Annotated in this window: 20 protein-coding genes; 9 read left to right on the top strand and 11 right to left on the bottom strand. The window is 58.9% G+C overall.

The annotated features are described in order from the left end of the window. Nucleotides 1-65 precede the first annotated feature (65 nt). Entirely contained in the window at nucleotides 66-716 is a 651-nt protein-coding gene (locus tag EXN68_RS18560) for an arylesterase (protein WP_142842265.1), read from the bottom strand. A 103-nt stretch (nucleotides 717-819) separates the two neighbouring features. Between EXN68_RS18560 and EXN68_RS18555 the strand changes: the two genes are divergently transcribed. From EXN68_RS18555 to EXN68_RS18545, 3 genes are all read left to right on the top strand, one after another. After that, the gene (locus tag EXN68_RS18555) at nucleotides 820-1,530 is read left to right on the top strand and encodes an ABC transporter ATP-binding protein (protein WP_142842264.1); all 711 of its coding nucleotides are present in this window, start codon (nucleotides 820-822) and stop codon (nucleotides 1,528-1,530) included. After that, entirely contained in the window at nucleotides 1,527-4,088 is a 2,562-nt protein-coding gene (locus tag EXN68_RS18550; RefSeq protein ID WP_142842263.1) for an ABC transporter permease, read from the top strand. The genes EXN68_RS18555 and EXN68_RS18550 overlap by 4 nt, the downstream gene beginning before the upstream one ends. 218 nt (nucleotides 4,089-4,306) lie before the next feature. Next, the gene (locus EXN68_RS18545; protein ID WP_046799573.1) at nucleotides 4,307-5,044 is read left to right on the top strand and encodes a Bax inhibitor-1/YccA family protein; all 738 of its coding nucleotides are present in this window, start codon (nucleotides 4,307-4,309) and stop codon (nucleotides 5,042-5,044) included. A 128-nt stretch (nucleotides 5,045-5,172) separates the two neighbouring features. Here the strand turns inward: EXN68_RS18545 and EXN68_RS18540 are convergent, their stop codons facing one another. The 3 genes from EXN68_RS18540 to acnA form a co-directional block, all read right to left on the bottom strand. Then, a complete protein-coding gene (locus tag EXN68_RS18540; RefSeq protein ID WP_142842262.1) occupies nucleotides 5,173-5,565 on the bottom strand; it encodes a DUF2794 domain-containing protein in 393 nt (130 codons plus the stop codon). A 400-nt stretch (nucleotides 5,566-5,965) separates the two neighbouring features. Further along, nucleotides 5,966-6,706, bottom strand: coding sequence for a DUF1223 domain-containing protein (locus tag EXN68_RS18535; protein WP_046799575.1), 741 nt, complete (start codon nucleotides 6,704-6,706; stop codon nucleotides 5,966-5,968). A 196-nt stretch (nucleotides 6,707-6,902) separates the two neighbouring features. After that, entirely contained in the window at nucleotides 6,903-9,596 is a 2,694-nt protein-coding gene (gene acnA / locus EXN68_RS18530; protein ID WP_142842261.1) for an aconitate hydratase AcnA, read from the bottom strand. 270 nt (nucleotides 9,597-9,866) lie between these two features. Here acnA and ccmA point away from each other — a divergent pair, with 270 nt between their 5' ends. The 5 genes from ccmA (at nucleotide 9,867) to EXN68_RS18500 (ending at nucleotide 12,983) form a co-directional block, all read left to right on the top strand. Then, complete coding sequence (gene ccmA, locus EXN68_RS18525; protein WP_142842260.1) at nucleotides 9,867-10,508, top strand: heme ABC exporter ATP-binding protein CcmA; 642 nt, start codon at nucleotides 9,867-9,869, stop codon at nucleotides 10,506-10,508. A 202-nt stretch (nucleotides 10,509-10,710) separates the two neighbouring features. Next, entirely contained in the window at nucleotides 10,711-11,370 is a 660-nt protein-coding gene (gene ccmB / locus EXN68_RS18515) for a heme exporter protein CcmB (RefSeq protein ID WP_142842258.1), read from the top strand. Between the two features lie 74 nt (nucleotides 11,371-11,444). Then, nucleotides 11,445-12,206, top strand: coding sequence for a heme ABC transporter permease (locus EXN68_RS18510; protein WP_142842257.1), 762 nt, complete (start codon nucleotides 11,445-11,447; stop codon nucleotides 12,204-12,206). Between the two features lie 4 nt (nucleotides 12,207-12,210). Continuing rightward, complete coding sequence (ccmD, locus tag EXN68_RS18505; protein WP_142842256.1) at nucleotides 12,211-12,384, top strand: heme exporter protein CcmD; 174 nt, start codon at nucleotides 12,211-12,213, stop codon at nucleotides 12,382-12,384. Continuing rightward, nucleotides 12,381-12,983: a DsbE family thiol:disulfide interchange protein gene (locus EXN68_RS18500; protein WP_142842255.1), complete on the top strand. Its 603-nt coding sequence runs from the start codon at nucleotides 12,381-12,383 to the stop codon at nucleotides 12,981-12,983. The genes ccmD and EXN68_RS18500 overlap by 4 nt, the downstream gene beginning before the upstream one ends. 17 nt (nucleotides 12,984-13,000) lie before the next feature. Here the strand turns inward: EXN68_RS18500 and EXN68_RS18495 are convergent, their stop codons facing one another. The 7 genes from EXN68_RS18495 to EXN68_RS18465 form a co-directional block, all read right to left on the bottom strand. Continuing rightward, a complete protein-coding gene (locus tag EXN68_RS18495; protein ID WP_161991387.1) occupies nucleotides 13,001-14,182 on the bottom strand; it encodes a GGDEF domain-containing protein in 1,182 nt (393 codons plus the stop codon). A 92-nt stretch (nucleotides 14,183-14,274) separates the two neighbouring features. After that, a complete protein-coding gene (locus EXN68_RS18490) occupies nucleotides 14,275-14,871 on the bottom strand; it encodes a DUF2585 domain-containing protein (protein WP_142842254.1) in 597 nt (198 codons plus the stop codon). Next, nucleotides 14,868-15,518, bottom strand: coding sequence for a septation protein A (locus EXN68_RS18485; RefSeq protein ID WP_046799584.1), 651 nt, complete (start codon nucleotides 15,516-15,518; stop codon nucleotides 14,868-14,870). Before EXN68_RS18485 ends, EXN68_RS18490 begins: the two co-directional genes overlap by 4 nt. A 2-nt stretch (nucleotides 15,519-15,520) precedes the next feature. After that, nucleotides 15,521-16,954: a signal recognition particle-docking protein FtsY gene (gene ftsY / locus EXN68_RS18480; protein ID WP_142842253.1), complete on the bottom strand. Its 1,434-nt coding sequence runs from the start codon at nucleotides 16,952-16,954 to the stop codon at nucleotides 15,521-15,523. A 31-nt stretch (nucleotides 16,955-16,985) separates the two neighbouring features. Beyond that, the gene (gene mtaB / locus EXN68_RS18475; RefSeq protein ID WP_142842252.1) at nucleotides 16,986-18,260 is read right to left on the bottom strand and encodes a tRNA (N(6)-L-threonylcarbamoyladenosine(37)-C(2))-methylthiotransferase MtaB; all 1,275 of its coding nucleotides are present in this window, start codon (nucleotides 18,258-18,260) and stop codon (nucleotides 16,986-16,988) included. Continuing rightward, the gene (dapF, locus tag EXN68_RS18470; RefSeq protein ID WP_142842251.1) at nucleotides 18,257-19,159 is read right to left on the bottom strand and encodes a diaminopimelate epimerase; all 903 of its coding nucleotides are present in this window, start codon (nucleotides 19,157-19,159) and stop codon (nucleotides 18,257-18,259) included. The genes mtaB and dapF overlap by 4 nt, the downstream gene beginning before the upstream one ends. 121 nt (nucleotides 19,160-19,280) lie before the next feature. Then, a complete protein-coding gene (locus tag EXN68_RS18465; protein ID WP_142842250.1) occupies nucleotides 19,281-20,354 on the bottom strand; it encodes an MBL fold metallo-hydrolase in 1,074 nt (357 codons plus the stop codon). A gap of 327 nt (nucleotides 20,355-20,681) precedes the next feature. On the opposite strand from EXN68_RS18465, the gene ffh reads away from it, so the two are divergent. Further along, a complete protein-coding gene (ffh, locus tag EXN68_RS18455) occupies nucleotides 20,682-22,253 on the top strand; it encodes a signal recognition particle protein (RefSeq protein WP_142842249.1) in 1,572 nt (523 codons plus the stop codon).

Below are 22,253 nucleotides of genomic sequence, written 5' to 3'. Positions count from 1 at the left end.
GAGCTCCCCGAATCTCTTGGCAGAACAAGCATAGCGAATCACGCAATGCAGACGGGCGCAAGTGCTTATTTTTTTTGCGCACCGATTGTCTTGATGAAGCTTTCAACAGCCGGCAAAGATTTCTCCACCATCATTGCCACACCTTTCGTATTGGGGTGCATCTTGTCATCCAGCTTCAGCGCATCATCCGTCACCACACCTTCCAGAAAGAAGGGATAAAGCGGCAGGTTGTATTTTTCCGCAAGCTTTGGAAAGATCGGATTGAAACGCGTGGCGTAGTCGTCACCCATGTTCGGCGGCGCCATAATACCGACCAGCAGCACCGCTATATTGCGTTTCTGAAAACCGGAAATGATGGCATCGAGGTTCTTTTCTGTCTGTTCCGGGGCAATACCACGCAGTGCATCATTGGCGCCAAGTTCCAGAATGACCCCGTCCGTACCATCTGGCACGGACCATTCCGCCCGCGACAAACCGCCAGAGGAGGTATCACCGGACACGCCGGCATTGGCGACGACGGCATTGATGCCCTTCGCCTTTAATGCAGCTTCAAGCTGTGCGGTATAGCTGTCGGCGGGCGGCAGCTGATACCCGGCCATGAGGCTGTCACCGAGGCCGACCAGTTGCAATGTCCGTTCCTGGGCCGAGGCCGCAGAGGCAGAAAAGGCGGCTGCGAAAATGACAATGAAGTGAAACAGGGCAGCTTTAAATCTCATCACGGCTTTCCTAACTTGGCCTAACTTGGTTCCCTTTGTCTGAAATACCGACCGCATCGACACCGCCAGACCATTTTCATCACCCTATATAGGAACGAGAATTGTGACGAAAAGCATCATAGAGCTGAAGAACGCCGACCTCACGCTCGGCAACGCCGCCGCCTCCGTCCACGTTCTCAAGGCCATCGATCTTTCGATCGGTGAAGGTGAAGCGGTCGGCATCGTCGGCCCTTCCGGCTCGGGGAAATCAACGCTGCTGATGGTGCTTGCCGGTCTTGAGCGGCTGGACAGCGGTGAAATCGTCATTGCGGATACACAACTGCACAGACTCGGCGAAGATGCGCTGGCGGATTTTCGCGGCAAGAATATCGGCATCGTTTTCCAGTCCTTCCACCTCATCGCCAATATGACGGCGTTGGAAAACGTCGCCGTTCCGCTGGAACTGGCCAATACCCCCAATCCCTTCGAAATCGCCAAACGCGAACTCGTCGCCGTCGGTCTCGGTGAACGCCTCAACCACTATCCCGGCCAGCTCTCAGGCGGCGAGCAACAGCGTGTGGCCATCGCCCGCGCGCTTGCCCCCTCACCGGCCGTGCTGATCGCCGATGAACCAACTGGCAATCTCGATACAGATACCGGCAAGCAGATCGCCGATCTTCTTTTTGCCAAACAGGCCGAACGCGGCATGACCATGGTCCTCGTTACCCATGATCCGTCGCTCGCCGCCCGCTGCTCGCGACAGATCAAGGTGCGCTCCGGTGAGATTGAGGGCGACAGCGCCCGCCCCCAGATGGCGCGGGCGGTATCGGCATGATCGGATCCCTTCTTCCGTCTTTCGCCAATATCAGAAATGCCGCAAGACTCGCACGGCGCGAAATTCGCGGCGGGTTGAGCGGCTTTTACATTTTCCTCGCCTGTATCGCGCTGGGAACCGGCGCCATCGCCGCCGTTAATTCCGTGTCACGTGCGGTCACCAGCGCCATTGCCACCGAAGGCCAGTCGATTCTCGCCGGCGACGTGCGTTTCGAACTGCGCAACAGGGAGGCAACACAGGAGGAACGGGCCTATCTGGATGGCCTTGGCACGGTTGCTGTTTCCACCGGGCTTCGCTCCATGGCCCGCCTTGCCGATGGTTCCGAACAGACGCTGACGGAAGTGAAGGCCATCGACGGCACCTATCCGCTCTATGGAACCTTCGTGGCTGATCCCAACCGGCCGCTGGATGAACTTCTGGCCGGCAATGGCGATACCTATGGCGCGATTGCCGCACCGCTGCTGCTGGAACGGCTCGGCATCAAGATCGGTGACGAAGTCCTGCTTGGTAACGTAAAGCTGAAACTGACCAGCACGGTGGTCGATGAGCCGGATGCGCTCTCCGACGGTTTCGGTTTCGCGCCGAGGCTGATGATCAGCCGCGACGCCCTCTTCGCCTCCGGTCTCGTTCAGACCGGCAGCCTCGTCGAGCATGCCTACAAGATCAAGCTGAACGATCCTGCAGCGCGGGCAACGATGACCGATGCGGCTAACAAGGCCTTTCCCAATGCCGGCTGGTCCATTCGCACCAGTGATCGCGCAGCGCCGTCACTCACCGAAAACGTCAACCGCTTCTCGCAGTTCCTGACATTGGTGGGTCTCACCGCCCTCATCGTCGGTGGCGTTGGTGTCGCCAACGCTGTTCGCGCCTTCCTCGATTCCAAACGCACCACGATCGCCTCGCTGAAATGCCTGGGCGCGCCGGCCTCCGTGGTCACCATGACCTATCTCTTCCAGATCGCCTTCATTGCCGCCGTCGGTATCGTCATCGGTCTTGTTGTTGGCGCCATCGCACCTTTGATTGCCATGCGGTTTCTGGAAGGTGTGCTGCCCGTGCCGGAAGAACTTGCCTTCTATCCCGGTGCGCTTGGTCTGGCCGCTTTGTTTGGCCTCCTGACGACGTTTGCTTTCGCTATCGTGCCGCTCGGCCAGGCGCGTGAAGTTCCGGCAACGGCACTTTTCCGCGAACAGGGTTTCGAGGAAGGCAGCTGGCCGTCCTGGCCCTATCTGGCCGCCACGGGCCTGTTGCTCGCAGCGCTGGCCGCCCTTGCCGTCTTCTCGGCGGAAGACCGTTTCATTGCCTCGGTTTTCCTCGCCGCCATCGCCTTTGCCTTCGTGGTGCTGCGGCTGGTGGCATCCGGCGTCAAGGCCATCGCCAAACGCAGCCCGCGCGTTCATTCCGCCGCCCTTCGTCTGGCGATCGGTAATATTCACCGGCCGGGAGCGCTCACGCCTTCGGTCGTTCTTTCACTTGGCCTTGGCCTGACCCTGCTCGTGACCCTGACGCTGATCGACGGCAATCTGCGCCGCGAACTGACCGACAGCCTGCCGGAACGCGCACCGAATTTCTTTTTCGTGGATATTCAGGGCAGCGAGGTGCAAGGCTTCCGTGATCTGCTGAAACGGGAAGCACCACAAGGCACGCTGACCGAGGTGCCGATGCTGCGCGGCCGCATTCTGGCGCTCAACGGCGAAGATGTGACGAAGATGGAAGTGCCGCCATCCGGTCGCTGGTTGCTGCGTGGTGATCGCGGCATAACCTATTCCGAAAACATGCCGGAAAACGCGAAGCTCACGGAAGGTGCATGGTGGGGGCCGGACTATAGCGGTGAACCGCTGGTGTCCTTCGCGGCAAAAGAGGCTCAGGAACTCGGCCTCAAGATCGGCGACACGGTAACCGTCAACGTCCTCGGCCGCAGTATCACGGCAAAGATCGCCAATCTGCGTAATGTCGAATGGGAATCCCTGTCGATCAATTTCGTCATGGTCTTTTCACCGAATACATTCCGCGGCGCACCGCACGCCTGGCTGGCGACACTTGCCGATCCTTCCGCTTCCGCAAACGACGAAGGCCGGATATTGCGTTCCGTTACCAATACCTACCCGACGATCACAAGCGTGCGCGTGAAGGACGCTCTCGATGTCGTCAACCGGCTGGTCGGCCAGCTCGCCACCGCCATCCGCGCTGCAGCAGCCGTCGCACTCATCGCCTCTGTTCTGGTTCTCGCCGGCGCACTTGCCGCCGGAAACCGTGCCCGTACCCACGATGCGGTGATCCTGAAAACGCTGGGCGGCACGCGAAACCTGCTGATCCGCGCGTTCTCCTACGAATATATGATGCTCGGTCTCGCCACCGCCGTCTTCGCGCTTTTCGCCGGTGGAGTCTCCGCATGGTTCGTGATCGCCCGCATCATGAAGTTGCCCTCCAGTTTCCTGCCGGATGTGGCGATAGGGACCCTCATTGTCGCCCTCGTCATGACGGTTGGCATCGGCCTCATTGGCACCTGGCGCATTCTCGGCCAGAAGGCGGCGCCGGTTCTGCGGCAGGCAGGAGAATGATCATCGGTTGTGCCCCGCTTAACTTTAGCGATTAATTCTTTGTAATGATCGCCAAAACGTGAGCGCTTTTCGCGCATATGGTGTCTTTTCGACTGCAAAAGGCCTTGTATCGGACACGTTCTGCCATCATATTCTTGGACAGGCTTGCTGAAGCTCCGCAGCGGCGCCCGGGAGGTATCCCGACACCGTAGCAATTACGGAGCTCAAAAGAGGAAACAATGGCTGACTTCAATAACTACCAGAACCGCATGGCGCAGACCCGTGCACAGACTGGTGCGATGATCGATGAAGGTCTCCGCGCCTATATGCTGAAGGTTTACAACCTGATGGCGCTGGCTCTGGTCATCACCGGCGTTGCGGCTTTCGCAACCTACTCATTCGCTGCGTCCAACCCTGCCTTCCAGCAGCTGCTTTATGCATCTCCGCTGCGCTGGGTCATCATGCTCGCACCGCTGGCACTGGTTTTCTTCCTTAGCTTCCGTATTCAGAACATGAGCGTTTCCGCCGCGCAGACGACCTTCTGGGTCTATGCCGCGCTGATGGGCGTGTCGCTGTCGTCGATCTTCATCGTCTTCACCGGCCAGAGCATCGTTCAGACGTTCTTCGTGACCGCTGCTTCGTTCGGCGCGCTCTCGCTTTACGGTTACACGACGAAAAAGAACCTTTCGGGCCTCGGTTCGTTCCTGATCATGGGTCTGTTCGGCCTGATCATCGCGTCCATCGTCAACATCTTCCTTGCATCCTCCGCGCTGCAGTTCGCGATCTCCGCGATCGGCGTGCTGATCTTCGCAGGCCTGACCGCCTACGACACGCAGAAGATCAAGGAAATGTACTTTGATGGTGATGACGTTGCCGTTGCTGGCCGCAAGGCTATCATGGGCGCGCTGACGCTCTACCTCGACTTCATCAACCTCTTCACCTTCCTGCTGCAGTTCATGGGTAACCGCGACGACTAAGGTTGAGAGTTCAACAGACGACAGACGAAAGGCGGCCCTTCGGCCGCCTTTTTATTTTTCAGCTTTCGTAACTGATAATCGCTCTTCCACCGGTCGCATCCACCAAGCGGGCTATCTCTTCCAGAAGCTCATTCGATCAGTTTCAGAACCTTGTCGAAAACCCTCAGAACCTGCGGCAGCTCATGGCCACGCTTGAGAATGCGGCCATCGGTATTGACCACACAATAAGCGCCCTGCTTCGCCGCCAGCTTGGGGTTCTTCTCAATCCGGTAGAGCGGCATTTCGCCTGAGCGTTTAAAGACGGAAAACACCGCCTTCTCCTTCAGGTGGTCAATGGCATAATCGCGCCATTCCCCCTCTCCCACCATGCGGCCATAGATGCGCAGAATCGCATCCAGCTCACGCCGATGAAAGGTGACCGGCAAAGGGTCCTTGTCTTTTCTGTATTCGCGGAGATCGACAACGGTGGAATTATCGCGTGAAGCGGTCTGCACCTGCTGCACATCCGGTTGATCGGTCATCCAATACCTCCGATTCCACCCAAGTCGTCTCATCAATGTGAGCCTGTGAAAGCGAAATTGCAAGCCTTGCGAGACGCTTGTGCACCGGCGCAGAAGTCGCTGGATGGGCCTCAACATCTTTCAGCCGGCTATAGAACCGGAAGAAGGTAACCCTGAAAAATTGCCGCCCAACGACGCCAAAGACACTGCCTGCAACAAAAGCAGGGGTAAAAAATGGTAACCATTTAGGCAGCCATTTTCGCATGGCCTGCCGTATTTCGGTCAAACCATGGCCCGAATTGGGTGGAATAGTCCTATTGTCAATTGATGCCTAGGCACCAAGATGACCCGGTCCGGTGCATTGACCCTTTACCCCCAGCCCCCAATGCCCGGACCGGATCTTCAATCGCCCAACAGGCGATCAGGGGGTTTCATTTCCAAGCAGGATACTTGCGCCGACGATTGCCGCGGGATCACCGCTGGCATTGGCCGTCTGCAGGAGCACGGCGCAGCCGCCCTTTTTCACCTTTGCCACGACGCTCGCCGGAAGCTTCACCGTCATCGGCGAACCATCCCACATGCCGACCGTCTGTACGTCATAGACACTGTGCCAGTAGGACATTTTTTTCCCCTGGTTCTCACCTTTCTGCACATCCACCGTCTGTTCACGGGTGAAATAGGCAACCACGACATCGGCCTTGCCATTACCGGCACCAATATCAATCTCCACCTCATCGCCGGCAAATTTTGACGAGACCGGCACGTTCAGCCCCTGGCCTTCGCGCTTGAAAGCATCGAGCCTGTCATAGATACCGCGCACATCCGCGCCCTTGACATGGTCACGGCCGTTAAGAATGGCCTGTGGCGTATAAACACCGTTACGGCCGAGCGCCCGCATGTAACCATATTGGCGTTCGGTATTTTCCTTGGATGCCAGAGAATCGGTCCAGCCAAGGTAATTCCAGTAGTCGACATGGTAGGAAAGACCGACGACGTCGCCCTTCTGGATCATCTTGCGCAGCGCTTCATCCGCCGGCGGGCAGGAGGCGCAGCCCTGCGATGTGAACAATTCGACAACGCCCTTCACGGCCTCCTGCGCCTGCGCGGAGGTGACGAGGAACGTGCCGAGAAGACATATCGACAGGGGGAATTTCAATGGCATTACGAAAACCTTTGTCCGGCAGGATATCCAGACGAATTGATGCGATCAATCCTGCCCGGATGCAAACCGGAAAATAACGTCTATTGCCCTTCAATAGAAAGTCACGAAGGGGTGAGCGGCAATCACAAAAAAACAGATCAAGAAATGGAAGAGACGCCGGAGTTTTTTCCGGCGTCTCTTGTTCGTCTAAGCTTTATCAGCCAGCCAGATCGCGAAGAACGGTCTGCAGAATGCCACCATTGTTCATGTAAATCACTTCGTCCAGCGTATCGATGCGGCACAGAAGCGGAACTTCCTTCACCGAACCGTCGCTGTAGGTGATCTTGGCGATCTTCTTTTCACGCGGCTTGATCTCGCCTTCGAGACCGTCGATCTCGATGACTTCGTCACCCTTGAGATCGAGGCTTGCCCAGGTCGTGCCTTCCTCGAAGACAAAGGGAACAACGCCCATGCCGACGAGGTTCGAGCGGTGAATGCGCTCGAAGGACTGCGCGATCACGGCCTTGACGCCGAGCAGATTGGTGCCCTTTGCCGCCCAGTCGCGGGAAGAGCCGTTACCATATTCGACACCGGCGAAGATGACGAGCGGAATGCCCTCCGCCTTGTATTTCATGGCAGCGTCATAGATCGACAGCTCTTCCTTGGACGGATAGTGGATGGTGTATCCACCTTCCTTGCCGTTCGGGCCAAGCATGTGGTTGCGGATACGGATATTGGCAAAAGTGCCGCGCATCATCACTTCATGGTTGCCACGACGCGTGCCGTACTGGTTGAAATCGGCAACGGCGACGCCGTTTTCCGTCAGATAAGCACCGGCCGGCGAAGCGGCCTTGATCGAACCGGCCGGGGAAATATGGTCGGTGGTGATCTTGTCGCCGAAGAGGCCGAGGACGCGCGCGCCCTTGATGTTCTTCAAACCCGTGCCCTTCTTGCCCATGCCGACGAAATAAGGCGGGTTCTGGACATAGGTCGACTTGTCGTCCCAGGCATAGGTCTGGCCCGGCGGCACCTGAACGGCCTGCCAGTTCGCATCACCCTTGAACACGTCGGCGTATTTCGTTTCATAGAGTTCGCGGGTGACGTATTTCAGGATGAATTCCTGGATTTCCTTGGACGTCGGCCAGATATCCTTGAGATAGACAGGGTTACCGTCCTGATCGTCACCAATCGGCTCCTTGGTCAGGTCCTTCTGGACCGTGCCGGCAAGGGCATAGGCCACGACGAGCGGCGGCGAAGCGAGGTAGTTCGCCTGAACGTCAGGGGAAATACGACCTTCGAAGTTACGGTTGCCCGACAGAACACCCGCGGTGATCAGGCCCTTGTCGTTGATCGTCTTGGAGATCGCAGGTGGCAGCGGGCCCGAATTGCCGATGCAGGTGGTGCAGCCAAAACCGACGAGGTTGAAGCCGATCGCGTCGAGGTCCTTCTGCAGGCCAGCCTTTTCAAGATATTCGGCAACGACCTGAGATCCTGGTGCAAGCGAGGTCTTGACCCATGGCTTGGACTTCAGCCCCTTGGCCACCGCATTGCGGGCGAGAAGCCCGGCAGCGATAAGAACCGAGGGGTTGGAGGTGTTGGTGCAGGAGGTGATGGCGGCAATCGCCACATCGCCATGGCCGAGATCGAAGTCCTCGCCTTCAACCACATAACGGTTCGAAAGCTGGCCGGGCTTTTTATAGTCGTTTTCGAGAGCCGTTGCGAAATTCGGCGCAATGGTTTCGAGCGGCAGGCGGCCTTCCGGACGCTTCGGGCCGGCCATGGAGGGCACGACATCGCCGAGATCGAGTTCAAGCGTGTCGGTGAAGACGAGGTCGGAACCATCGCCGGTGCGCCACATGTCCTGCGCCTTGGAATAGGCTTCGACAAGCGCGATGCGGTCCTTGGCACGGCCGGACATGGTCAGGTAATTGATGGTTTCGCCATCGACCGGGAAGAAGCCACAGGTCGCACCATATTCCGGACCCATATTGCCGATTGTCGCGCGGTCGGCGAGCGTCATCGAATCGAGGCCGGGGCCGAAGAATTCAACGAACTTGGAGACGACGCCCTTCTTGCGCAGCATCTGCACGACGGTCAGCACGAGGTCGGTCGCGGTCACGCCTTCCTTCACCTTGCCGGTCAGCTTGAAGCCGATGACCTCGGGCAGCAGCATGGAAACCGGCTGTCCGAGCATGGCGGCTTCAGCCTCGATACCGCCGACGCCCCAGCCGAGAACGCCGAGACCATTGATCATGGTTGTGTGGCTGTCGGTGCCGACGCAGGTATCCGGATAAGCAATCGTCTCGCCGTCCTCTTCCTTGGTCCAGACGGTCTGGCCGAGATATTCAAGATTGACCTGGTGACAGATGCCGGTGCCGGGCGGAACCACGCGGAAATTCTTGAAGGCCTGCTGGCCCCATTTCAGGAAGCGGTAACGCTCGCCATTGCGCTCATATTCAAGTTCAACGTTGCGGGCGAAGGCATTCGGCGTGCCGAATTCATCGACGATGACCGAGTGGTCGATGACGAGATCGACGGGAACCAGCGGATTGATTTTCTCCGGATCGCCACCGAGCGACACCATGGCATCGCGCATGGCGGCAAGATCGACCACGGCGGGAACGCCTGTAAAGTCCTGCATGAGAACGCGGGCGGGACGATAGGCGATTTCCGTTTCGGTCAGGCCCTTATTATTAAGCCATTCGGCAACGGCCAGAATATGCTCCCTGGTGACGGACTGGCCGTCCTCGAAACGAAGCAGGTTCTCCAGGAGAACCTTCATGGAATAAGGCAGCTTGGAAACGCCCTTGAGACCGTTTGCCTCAGCCTTGGGAAGGCTGAAATAAACATAGTCCTTACCGTCAACGGTAAGGACGGAACGACATTGGAAACTGTCGAGAGATTTGGCCACGGTTTAAAACCCCGCATAATCTGATTAGCCAACACGCGCGTGCGGACCCCTGTGCTCGCAAGCACATCAGGATGCGGGTACGACCATTTCCGCTGTCCGCACGTGAAAGTTACTCCTCGTAACATTCAGGTCCGGCGCAAGATGATGTTCACGCCGGCCGCTGGCGTGGTTGACACTCATATAGATAATTTCGGAGAAACGTGCCAGACCATTCAACGAAGCTAATCGATTTTTTTATCGAGACGACGAAATCTGAAACGGAACCGCAGCATGGATTTGACGGCGGAAAATCTTGGCGTGCGACGCGGCGAAGATTTCATATTCATGAATATTTCCTTCAAGTTAAGTGACGGTGAGGCACTGGTGCTGACCGGCCGGAACGGCTCGGGAAAATCCACTCTCCTGCGCACCGTGGCCGGCCTGCTACGCCCCGAACAGGGGTGGATAAAGATAGCCGGCAAAGGAATAGGAGAGGACATGCGCCCCTCGGAAGCCTGCCATTATCTCGGCCATCGCAACGCCATGAAAATGGAGCTGACCGTTTCGGAAAATCTGATTTTCTGGAAAGACTTTCTTGGTGATTTTTCAGGCGGTGCGGGCATCGCAATCGATGAGGCGGCTGAGATCGTCGGTCTTGCCGGCATCACTCATCTGCCCTTCGGTTATCTCTCCGCCGGCCAACAACGGCGTTTCGCCATGGCGAAACTTCTGATCGCATGGCGACCGGTGTGGATTCTCGATGAGCCAACGGCGGCGCTTGATAAGGCTGCGGACGGGATGTTTACCGGTCTCGTGAAAAACCACCTTGAGAAAGGCGGCATTGTTCTGGCGGCGACCCATCAGCCGTTGGGACTGGAGAATGCGCGGGAGTTGCAAATGACTGGGTTTGCGGGTGTGGAGGCTTGGGCATGATGGGTTTGTGCGTGGGGGGGACCCCCCTCTGCCCTGCCGGGCATCTCCCCCTCAAGGGGGGAGATCGGCCTGTGGCTAGGCCTCGACAATCTCGACGCTCGAGAATGGAGTGGTGGAAGGGCATCTTGCCGATCTCCCCCCTTGAGGGGGAGATGCCCGGCAGGGCAGAGGGGGGTAAACCACACCCGCAGAGGCCTACCCGATGACCGCCCTCCTCCTCCGCGACATCAAACTCTCCATCCGTGCCGGCGGCGGCGCCTTGATCGGCGTGCTGTTCTTCATGACTGTGGTTGCCGTCATCCCCTTCGGTGTCGGCCCCGATCTCAATCTTCTCGCCCGCATCGGTCCCGCCATCGTCTGGATCGGCGCTCTTCTGTCCGCCCTTCTCGGCCTGGACCGGCTGTTTCAGGCGGAGCGGGATGACGGGTCGCTGGACCTCATTCTCATGCAGGAAAACCCGCTGGTGCTGACGGTCCTGATCAAATGCCTGGCGCATTGGGTTGGAACCGGCCTGCCGCTGGTGTTGGCCTCGCCGCTGCTCGGTCTGTTCATGAACATGGACGAGGTTGCGATCGGCGCTGTGATGCTCACACTTCTTGTCGGCTCACCGGCCATCACCTTCATCGGCGCGGTAGGGGCCGCCGTCGCGGTCGCCCTGCCCCGCGGCGGGCTTCTGGTCTCCATCCTCGTTCTGCCGCTTGCCATTCCGGTGCTGATTTTCGGAGTCAGCGCTTCTTATGCGGCGGTGCAGGATCCGGCGCCATTCATGCCGCCGTTCCTCATTCTCTGCGCGATCACGTTATTTTCAGCCGTGACCGGCCCTTTCTTTGCCGCTTTGGCCCTGCGCAATGTTATGGATTGATGATGCCTTGATTGCCGATCCCTGATTGACAGGGATCAATTGCGGGACGGCCATTCTCGGGTTACACAAACGACATGAACGAGCAGACCTTCATCATCACCAAATTCAGTGACCTCGCCAACCCCACGCGGTTTCTGGCGCTGGCGGCACGTATTCTGCCCTGGCTCGCGGCACTTACGGCGCTGGTGCTGGCCGCTGGTCTTTATCTCTCCTTCACCACCGAAGGCGATTACCAGCAGGGTTACACCGTGCGCATCATGTATGTGCACGTGCCATCCGCCTGGCTTGCGATGATGTGTTATTCGGTCATGGCGGTTTCAGCCATCGGCACGCTCGTCTGGCGTCACCCACTGGCGGATGTCAGCCACAAGGCCGCCGCCCCCATCGGCGCCGCATTCACGCTGATTGCCCTCATTACCGGCTCGCTCTGGGGCAAACCCATGTGGGGAACCTGGTGGGTGTGGGATGCGCGACTGACCTCCGTATTCGTGCTTTTCCTGATGTATCTCGGCCTCATCGCACTCAACCGCGCAATGGACGATCCCTCCAGAGCCGCACGCGTCAGCGCCGTGCTGATCCTCGTCGGTTTCGTGAATATTCCGATCATCAAGTTTTCGGTCGAATGGTGGAACACGCTGCACCAGCCGGCAAGCGTCATCCGCATGGGTGGTTCCGCCATCGACGCTGAATTTCTCTGGCCGCTTCTGACCATGGCGATCGGCTTCACACTGCTGTTCTTCACGCTGCACATCGCCGCCATGCGCAACGAAATCTGGCGTCGGCGCGTGGCCGCACAGCGGCGGCTTGCCGCCCGCATGGCGAACCGAGAGGGCTGAGGCGATGACACACGCTTTTTATATCGGCATGTCTTACGCAGCGACGGGGCTTGTCGTTCTCTGTCTCATCGCCTGGGTCGTTTTGGACGGTCAGGCGCGCAAACGGGAACTGAAGCAGCTGGGGGCATCCGGCGTGCGCCGCAGGGCAAGAGCCGGTTCCGCAGGTGACGCGCAATGACGCAGGCCAGCCAGGATCAGGATACCAAAAAGACGACCGGCCGCGCACGTTATGGGCTGGCGCTGCTGCCTCTGTTGCTCTTCGGTGGTTTTGCCCTCGTCGCAGGCAAGATGCTTTATGATCAGGACGTGAACGGGCTGGATATCAGCGCCATTCCTTCCGCGCTCATCGGCACCAAGGCGCCTTCCCTGTCGCTGCCGCCGCTGGAAGGCTCGAACCTGCCGGCGCTCACCGATGCCGCCATCAAGGGCAAGCTGACACTGGTCAACGTCTTTGCCTCCTGGTGCATTCCCTGCCGGCAGGAGCATCCGCTATTACAGGAACTGGCGAAGGACAGCCGCATCACCGTCGTCGGCATCAATTACAAGGATAAGCAGGACAATGCGCTCCGCTTCCTTGGCGAACTTGGCAATCCCTTTGCCGCGATAGGCGTCGATCCGAACGGCAAGGCCGCGATCGACTGGGGTGTCTACGGTATCCCTGAAAGTTACCTTGTCGGCGCCGACGGCACGATCCTTTATAAAAAGGTTGGTCCCTTCGATGCCCGCAGCGTCGAGCGCGACCTGTTGCCGGCCATCTCGGCCGCAGCCGGCAAATAGCCCCCGAACAGGAAAGCTCAATTCTTCGAAATAACCCTGAGCGACGGGCCTTCAGCCGGCAAACGTATGTCTTCCAGCACGACCTGATCGCGACCGCCGCGCTTTGCCGCATAAAGGCTGTCATCGGCCCGCTTGATGGCATCATGGATAGAATGATCTCCCCTTGCGACGGCCGAGACGCCGAAGCTTGCGGTGATCTGGGTGGCCACACCCCGGTTACGCCAATCGAGGGATGAGAGGCTCGAGCGTATGACATTGGCAAGCTGACCGGCAGCGGCGGCAGTGTGGTCGGGCAGGAAAACCACGAATTCCTCGCCGCCGAAACGCGCCACCAGCGCGCTTTCAGGTGCGTTCCGCCTGAGAAGATCGGAAAGACCGATAAGCACGATATCTCCGGCAGCATGGCCGTAAACATCGTTGATGCGCTTGAAATGGTCTATATCGCAGGCAATGACCGCACCTTCAGGCGTGTCGTTGCGAAAATCGGGAACACGCCGGTCAAATCCGCGCCGGTTCAGCACATCCGTCAACGGGTCGTGTTCAGCGGCATCCAGGTGCCGGTCGACGGTGACGGAAATCTGGCTTGCGAGCACGGAAAGCGCGAGCAGGAAGCCGAATATGCTCGCAGCAAGCTGCATGTAGAAGGCATAATCCGACTCGAAAAATTCGCTGAGCTCGATCATCGAGCCGTTCGGCGTCATCACCAGCAGCATGCCGATACGCACCAGCGTTTCCAACACAACCAGTAACGCAATCGCCACCATCAGCCGATCCGCAAGGGTCACCGGCCGCTTCCGCACAAGCCAGACCGGAAAAGCAAGCAGCAGGGCGCAAACGAGATCGCCGATGACGAGCTCGCGCTTCAGATCGGGCGTGATGAAAACGTGAAATGAAACCAATACAACGGCAGCAAGCACGAGCGACAGCCGTGCCATCGTATGAAGCGGCCGCCCGAAATGGGTAAGCAGCGCATGGCCGTAGAGAAAAAACGCGGAGAAGAACAGCAGGTTCGAGATAATCGCCTGCAATTCGAAGGGCAGGCCACCGAGCATCAGAGGAGCGGCAAAACCAAAAGCCGCTGCAAGATAACCGATACCCCAATAGCGCGCCGAAGCATGCCCGATCCTTTGCAGGAACAGGAACACGACGCCGAATGTCAGCATGATGAAGGGGAGAAGATAGGCGAAATTATCTTGCAATGTGTTATGCCGGACCGAGAGACAAGCCTTTAAGCAGTGCACACTAGCGCACTGCCCTTAAGAAAACTTGCATATATCGCCGGCAGGCTCGTTCACATTTGCGGGAGCGCGTTCTGCCATTCCTTGATCGCATCGAGCGGCCAGACCAGCATGACCACATTCAGCGTCAGATTATCGCGGATCAGCCAGCCCGTGAAGATTTCGAAGAAAATGGCGATTATTACCGTCAGCCACACCGGCACGCGGGCGGCAAAAATGAAACCCAGCGCCATGAAAACCGTGTCCATGGCCGAGTTCAGAATGCTGTCGCCGGTATAACCCAGCGCCATGGTCGCCGTGCGATAACGATCGATGATGATGGGCGAGTTTTCGAGAAGCTCCCACGCCGCCTCGATCAGGACCGCGAAAGAAAGCCGCATGGAAAACGGTTTGTTGCGGAACAGCAGCCAGGCGAACCAATAAAACAGAAAGCCATGGATGATATGCGAGGGCGTATACCAGTCGGCCAGATGCTGGGAATTGCCCGGCGTGTTCACACCCGGCTCGAACAGCTTGACATAACCGCATTCGCAGATGGGAATACGGCCCATGGCGTAGAGAATGACGATCTGCAACAGAAGCAGCCCGGCGGCCACGCCGAACCATCTAAGCGAACGCGAACGGGACGCCGACATCTCCGCAATTGTCATTTTTCGTCCTTGCCGAGAGGTTCGACAGAATGGCGCATGACGAGCGGCATTTGCGCCATGGTGAAGATGATGGTGATCGGCATCGTGCCCCACACCTTGAAGGCAACCCAGGTGTCGGTGGTGAACATGCGCCAGACGACCTCGTTCAACACCGCCAGAAACAGGAAAAACACGCCCCAGCGTAGCGTCAGCTTACGCCAGCCCTCATCCGTCAGCTTGAAAGCCGAATTGAAGACATAACCCAGCAGCGATTGCCCGAAGAACAGACCGCCCAGCAGGATGACACCGAACAGCGTGTTGACGATGGTCGGCTTCATCTTGATGAAGGTATCGTTCTGCAGCCACAGCGTCAGCGCGCCGAACACGAAAACCACGATGCCTGATATCAGCGGCATGATCGGCAGTTTACGCGTCAAAATCCACGACACGGTCAAAGCGGCGGCGGTAGCGATCATGAACAGGCCGGTGGCGATGAAGATCGGTCCGCCGAACTCCGTCAAAACCGGAAAAGTCGAGGCCAGCCATTCGCCGCGGGAATTGGCGAAGAAGAACACCATGAGCGGCCCAAGTTCGAGCACGAATTTCAGCAGCGGGCTGATTTCCGCTACCATCTTTTCGCTTTCCTTGGAATTGCTTTCAATATCCATACTCAAACTCCCGCAATGGCCTTGGCGAAATCTTCCGCCTCGAAGGGCTCCAGATCATCAACACCTTCACCCACGCCGATGAAATAAACCGGCAGCTTGTGTTTGGCAGCGATGGCGACGAGGATACCGCCCCGCGCCGTGCCATCCAATTTTGTCATAATCAGGCCCGAAACACCCGCAACATTGCGGAATATCTCCACCTGGTTCAGGGCGTTCTGCCCGGTCGTCGCATCCAGCGTCTGAAGCACGGTGTGCGGCGCATCCGGATCGAGCTTGCCGAGCACCCGCACGATCTTTTCCAGTTCCGCCATCAGTTCCGTCTTGTTCTGCAGACGGCCGGCCGTATCGATGATGAGCACATCGCTCTTTTCCGCCCGCGCCTGCTCATAGGCATCGTAAGCGAGACCCGAGGCATCTGCCCCGAGCTTCGTGCCGATAAATTGCGAGCCGGTGCGATCCGCCCAGATCTTCAGCTGCTCTATCGCCGCTGCGCGGAATGTGTCGCCAGCTGCGAGCATCACCTTAAGGCCGGAGCCCGATAGTTTGGCGGCAAGCTTGCCGATGGTCGTCGTCTTGCCGGTGCCGTTCACGCCGACGACGAGAATGACATGCGGCTTGTGCGAAAGATCGAGTTCCAGAGGTTTGGCGACCGGCTTCAGGACCTTGGTGATCTCACCGGCCATGATGCGCGCCACGTCCTCACCGCTCACATCCTTGCCATAACGTTCGGAAGACAAAGCGCCGGTGATGCGCATGGCGGTCTCGACACCCAGATCCGACTGGATGAGAAGGTCTTCCAGCTCGTCGAGCGTATCTTCGTCCAGCTTGCGCTTGGTAAAAAGCGCCGAAATCTGTGTGGTCAGCTGTGACGAGGTGCGGGCAAGCCCGGCCCGCAGGCGCTGAAACCAGCTGAGCTTCGGCTCAGGCGCGGCGACAACCGGCTCCTGGCGCTCGCTTGCCGATGAAAAGCCCTTCGGCAACGCCTGCGGCACGACAGGGGGTTCAACGGCATCGACCGACTCCGCCTCATCCAGCAGCGCATCCATCGCGTCAGCATCAAGCACGGCGTCGACAGCTTCCGGCAAAGGCTCTGCCTGCTCTTCGGCGGCGGCTTCCGCCTGCAACAACGACAACGGCACCAGCCCCATATCGCCTGAAAGCTCGGCCCCGGGCAGAAGCGGCGCGTCCTCTTCATCTTCTTCTTCCGAAGGCGCGGCATCCGCCTCGTCTGGAACAGGCCCGCCAGCCGTTTCCATCTCCAGTTCGGAAACCGGGTCCTCGTCGACAGGTGTGTGCGCTTCGGCCTCGCTCAGCGCCGCTTCGAAAGAGGCATTTTCATTGCCGTGTTCAAGCGCAGCATCCTCTTGCGGCCGCTCATTCGTTTCGGCCTTGTCCTTGCCGAACGAAAAGACTTTTTTGATGAAGCCGAGGGCCATGGTCGTTCCCGTGTCTTTCTCTTGAGCCGCCTCAGGCAGCGTTCGCCGCCAGAAGCTTCATGTTCAGATGTTTGCCGTTGTGGCCGGTAATCGCAACCTGCGCAAGAGTGCGCGGGGCAAGATCAGGCGCCGCCACCAGCGTGAAATTATCGGTATGGGCAAAACCGGTGTTTTCCACCAGGATCGTTTGCACCGAACCGACCATATCCTGCAACTGCGCCACCTTAAGCGCTTCACCGCGTTCGCGAAGCCTTGCCGCCCGGTCTTTCACCAGCGCCCTGTCGAGCTGCGGCATACGGGCCGCCGGCGTGCCGGCACGCGGGCTGTAGGGAAAGACATGCAGGCTGGAAATGCCGCATTCTTCCGCAAGCGTGGCAGCATTTTCGAACATCTCTTCCGTCTCGGTCGGGAAACCGGCAATCATATCCGCGCCGAAGGCGATATCCGGCCGGAGCGACCGCACGTCACGACAGAAGCGGATGGCATCGGTCCGTGAATGACGGCGTTTCATGCGTTTCAGGATCATGTCATCGCCATGCTGGAGGGACAGGTGCAGATGCGGCATGAAACGCGGCTCATCGGCAATCAGATCCATCAGATGATGGTCGGCCTCGATACTGTCGATGGAGGAAAGGCGCAGGCGCAGAATATCCGGCACCTGCTTCAGCAAAGTCTTGGCGAGGTAACCGAGGGAGGGTTCGCCCGGCAGATCAGCCCCATAGCTGGTCGCATCCACTCCGGTCAGCACGATCTCGCAATAACCGCTTTCCGTCAGTCTGCGCGCCTGATCCACCACTGCACCCATAGGCACGGAGCGGGAATTACCGCGCCCATAGGGAATGATGCAGAAGGTGCAGCGATGATCGCAGCCATTCTGCACCTGAATGAAGGCGCGCACATGCCCGTCAATGTGCTTGACCATCTGCGGCGCGGTCGCCTTGATGCTCATGATGTCGTTGACGCGCAGCTTTTCTTCCGCCGAGACGCCAAAATCGGGCAGCGCACGATAGGAAGTGCTTTTCAGCTTTTCCTCATTGCCCAGCACCGCATCCACCTCGGGCATTTCGGCAAAGGTCTGTTTTTCCGTCTGCGCAGCGCAACCGGTAACGATGATGCGCGCATGCGGATTGTCGCGCCGCGCCCGGCGGATGGCCTGGCGCGCCTGACGCACCGCCTCGCCCGTCACCGCGCAGGTATTGACCAGTACGGCATTGTTCAGCCCGGCCTTTTCGGCCTCCGCCCGCATCACTTCCGATTCATAGGTGTTGAGACGGCAGCCGAAGGTTATGACCTCGACGCCGCTCATACGGCCCCCTGCTCGGCCGCCGCATCCCGTGACCAGACACCCGTGACAGGATCGACGGAACCCGACCATTCCCATTCGGCCGGGCCGGTCATGATGACATGGTTGTCCTCACGCCAGTCGATTGTCAGCGGCACGCGGATGGGACTTGAAGCCACATCAATGGTGACCCTCTTGGCCGTGCGGCCCGTGCGTGCGGCGGAAACGGCGACAGCGCAGGCGGCGGAACCGCAGGCGAGCGTCAGCCCGGCGCCACGCTCCCAGGTGCGGGTGCGCAGTGCACTATCGGACATCACCTGTGCGAGCGTGATATTGGCCTTTTCCGGAAACATCGGATGGTTTTCGAGCAGCGGCCCGAACCGCTCAAGATCGAAATCCATCGGATCGCGGTCCACCCAGAAAATTGCATGCGGGTTGCCCATCGACATGACGGCAGGCGAGTGCAGGATCGGGGCATCGATCGGCCCGATCTGCAATTCGATACGGCTGGTATCGTGGAATTCTTCCGCCAGCGGAATATCGCTCCAGCGGAAACGCGGCAGGCCCATATCGACTGATATCATGCCGTCTTCATGCTCGACGGCATTCAAAATGCCGGCCACCGTCTGGAAGGTGAAGCTGGTCTTGCCGGTTTCGGAAGACAGTGCCTGCACCACGCAGCGCGTACCGTTGCCGCAGGCCTGCGCCTTCGTGCCATCGCAATTGAGAATGTCGATAAAGGCATCCGTGCCACTGACACGCGGATCGTGAATGGCCATGATCTGGTCAAACTGGGTCGCGGGATCGGCATTGAGCGCGATGGCTGCTGCAGGCGTGACCATATCCTTGCGGCCGCGCATGTCGACAACGAGGATCTTGTTGCCAAGCCCGTTCATCTTCGCAAATTCGACCGTATCCGCCATCGCCTTGAACCTGAAAACCATCTGAAATTGGATTGCATACGGGATTTGTCCCGCGCTTTCGCCCTATATGGCGGAAAGACCGGCAAATTACCAGACTGTTGCGGCGCAAACCGGGCAGCGCTCAGGCGGAGGGTACGTCGAAAACCTCACCGGGGCGCATGGGCCGAAAACGGCTTTCTTCCACACCCTGTTCCACAAGCGCCGTTTTCAGCGCCGCAAGTGGCGCATCGACAGCCTCATCGGTGAGCTGCACCGTACCCCAATGATGGCCGCAGACATGCGCGGCACCACAAAGCTTCATGCCCTCAACGGCTTCCGCCGGGTTCTGGTGCTGGCCTTTCATGAACCAGCGCGGCTCATAAGCACCGAAAGGCAGGTTGGCGAGGCGAAATTCGCCATGTTTCTTGCGCGCAGCGTGATAGTTGAGGCCTTCGTGAAAGCCGGTATCACCGATGTGGTAGATTTTCCCACCCGGCCCTTCGATGACGAAGGCGGCCCACAATGCCATGCTGCGGTCGTTGAGGCCGCGGGCAGACCAATGATGGCACGGTTCGAAATGAATTTTAACCGACGAGCCGACCTCCAGCACATCGCCCCAGTCGCCCACCTTGATACGCGCCGCCTCCACGCCGGTGCGGATGATGGCATCATTGCCGAGCGGCGTGATGAAGAGCGGCTTGTGCGCCACATGCAGCCGCTTCAGCGTTTCCATATCCAGATGGTCGTAATGATTATGCGTCAGCAGCACCAGATCGATGGGCGGCAGATCCTCGAAACGGATGCCGGGCGGATTGACCCGTTTGGGACCGGCGAAGCTGAGCGGGCTGGTACGTTGCGACCACACAGGATCGACGAGAATATTCAGACCTGCCGTCTGGATCAGAAAGGAGGCATGGCCGACGAAGGTGACACGAATGTCCTTGCCCTCGACCCGGCTTTCGGGCTTCGCGAAAGGAAAAGGGCTCGGATAGTTTTCCGGCCATGTGGCGCGCTCGCCGTTGAAACGCCATTTCAACAGGCCCATGAAATTGCCAGGCGGCGAACCACCGGGATTAAAGAAGCGTACCCCGTCGAAATGATCGGAGATCGGGCCACTATAATAGGCGCTGGCATTCGAACGGCGGGCAAACAGCGCACCACCCGCCACAGCGAGCAATCCAAGGGTTGAAAAACGAAAGAAGTTTCGACGGTTCATGCTAAAGGTATAGGGAGCGGAATGGTGCCGTTCAAGCCGCACCAATCGCGGTTTGCAGCCGATCACACAAAGATGAAATGCAAGGCCCGATCGCTGAAAACCGGCACCGCCTTGACTTTTCCAGCACTTTCCTGTTTATCCCCGCCAATCAGCTGGCAGTTGCACGACTCCAAGCCGCCGACCGGGACCCGCAGAGGTATAAAGAGATCCCGGAGGTCAACACCCGACAGCGCGATGCGCCCTCGGGTGCTTTTTGGCTTTGCGTCTTGTTTTTGCCAGCGAAAGCACCAACGTTTCGGAAACCCCGGAACGAAGAAGGAAGAAACGATGTTTGAAAACCTCCAGGACCGCCTTGGTTCCATTCTGAATGGACTGACCGGCCGTGGCGCGCTGACGGAAGCCGATGTTGCCGCCGCCCTGCGCGAGGTTCGCCGTGCGCTGCTGGAAGCGGACGTGGCGCTGGAAGTCGTGCGCTCCTTCACCGACAAGGTGCGTGAAAAGGCGGTTGGTGCCGCCGTCCTGAAATCCATCAAGCCCGGCCAGATGGTCGTCAAGATCGTACATGACGAACTTGTCGAAATGCTCGGCACAGAAGGCGTCTCGATCGACCTGCATGCGGCCGCCCCCGTCGTCATCATGATGGTCGGTCTGCAGGGTTCCGGTAAAACCACCACGACGGGCAAGATCGCCAAGCGCCTGACCGACCGCGAGAAGAAGAAGGTGCTGATGGCATCTCTCGACACGCGTCGTCCGGCCGCACAGGAACAGCTTCGCCAGCTCGGCGTCCAGACCGGCGTCGACACGCTGCCGATCATCGCCGGCCAGTCGCCAACCGATATCGCCGCGCGCGCCGTGCAGGCTGCCAAGCTCGGCGGCCATGACGTCGTCATTCTCGATACCGCCGGCCGTACCCATATCGACGAACCCTTGATGCTGGAAATGGCCGACATCAAGAAGAAGTCCAACCCGCATGAAATCCTGCTGGTGGCGGATTCGCTGACCGGTCAGGACGCCGTCAATCTGGCGCGCAATTTCGATGAGCGCGTCGGCATCACCGGCCTCGTACTCACCCGTATGGATGGCGACGGTCGCGGCGGTGCGGCTCTCTCCATGCGCGCCGTCACCGGCAAGCCAATCAAGCTGATCGGTATCGGCGAGCGCATGAACGAACTCGACGAGTTCCATCCGCGCCGTATCGCCGACCGTATTCTCGGCATGGGCGACATCGTTTCGCTGGTCGAAAAGGCCGCCGAAAACATCGATGCGGAAAAAGCCCGCGCCATGGCCGAGAAGATGGCCAAGGGCAAGTTCGACCTCAACGATCTCGCCGACCAGCTTGGCCAGATGAAGAAGATGGGCGGCATGGGCGGCATCATGGGGCTGATGCCCGGCATGGCCGGCATGAAGGACAAGATGGCTTCGGCCGGCATGAACGACAAGATGTTCGACCGCCAGATCGCCATCATCTCCTCCATGACCAGGGCCGAGCGGGCCAATCCCGATATTCTGAAACACAGCCGCAAGAAGCGCATCGCCGCCGGTTCCGGCACGGATGCCGCTGAAATCAACAAGCTCCTGAAAATGCATCGCGGCATGGCCGACATGATGAAGGCCATGGGCGGCAAGGGCAAAGGCGGCATCATGAAGCAGATGATGGGCGGCCTTGCCGGCAAGATGGGGCTCGGTGGCATGATGGGCGGCGGTATGCCCGATCTGTCGAATATCGATCCGAAGCAGCTCGAAGCGCTTCAGAAGCAGGCTGAAGCCGCCGGTCTCGGCAAGCCGGGTGCAATGCCGGGTCTTGGTGGCATGCCAGGTGGATTGCCGGGTCTTGGTGGCGCAAAGCTGCCGGGTCTTGGCGGCATGCCGGGCCTGCCCGGCTTCCCGAAAAAGAAGTGA

Origin of the sequence: Martinezella rhizogenes, assembly GCF_007002745.1 — a bacterium.
GTDB classification, from domain to species: domain Bacteria; phylum Pseudomonadota; class Alphaproteobacteria; order Rhizobiales; family Rhizobiaceae; genus Agrobacterium; species Agrobacterium cucumeris.
The sequence above is the reverse complement of the archived record's forward strand: the minus strand, read 5'-3'. Positions and strand labels throughout refer to the sequence as shown.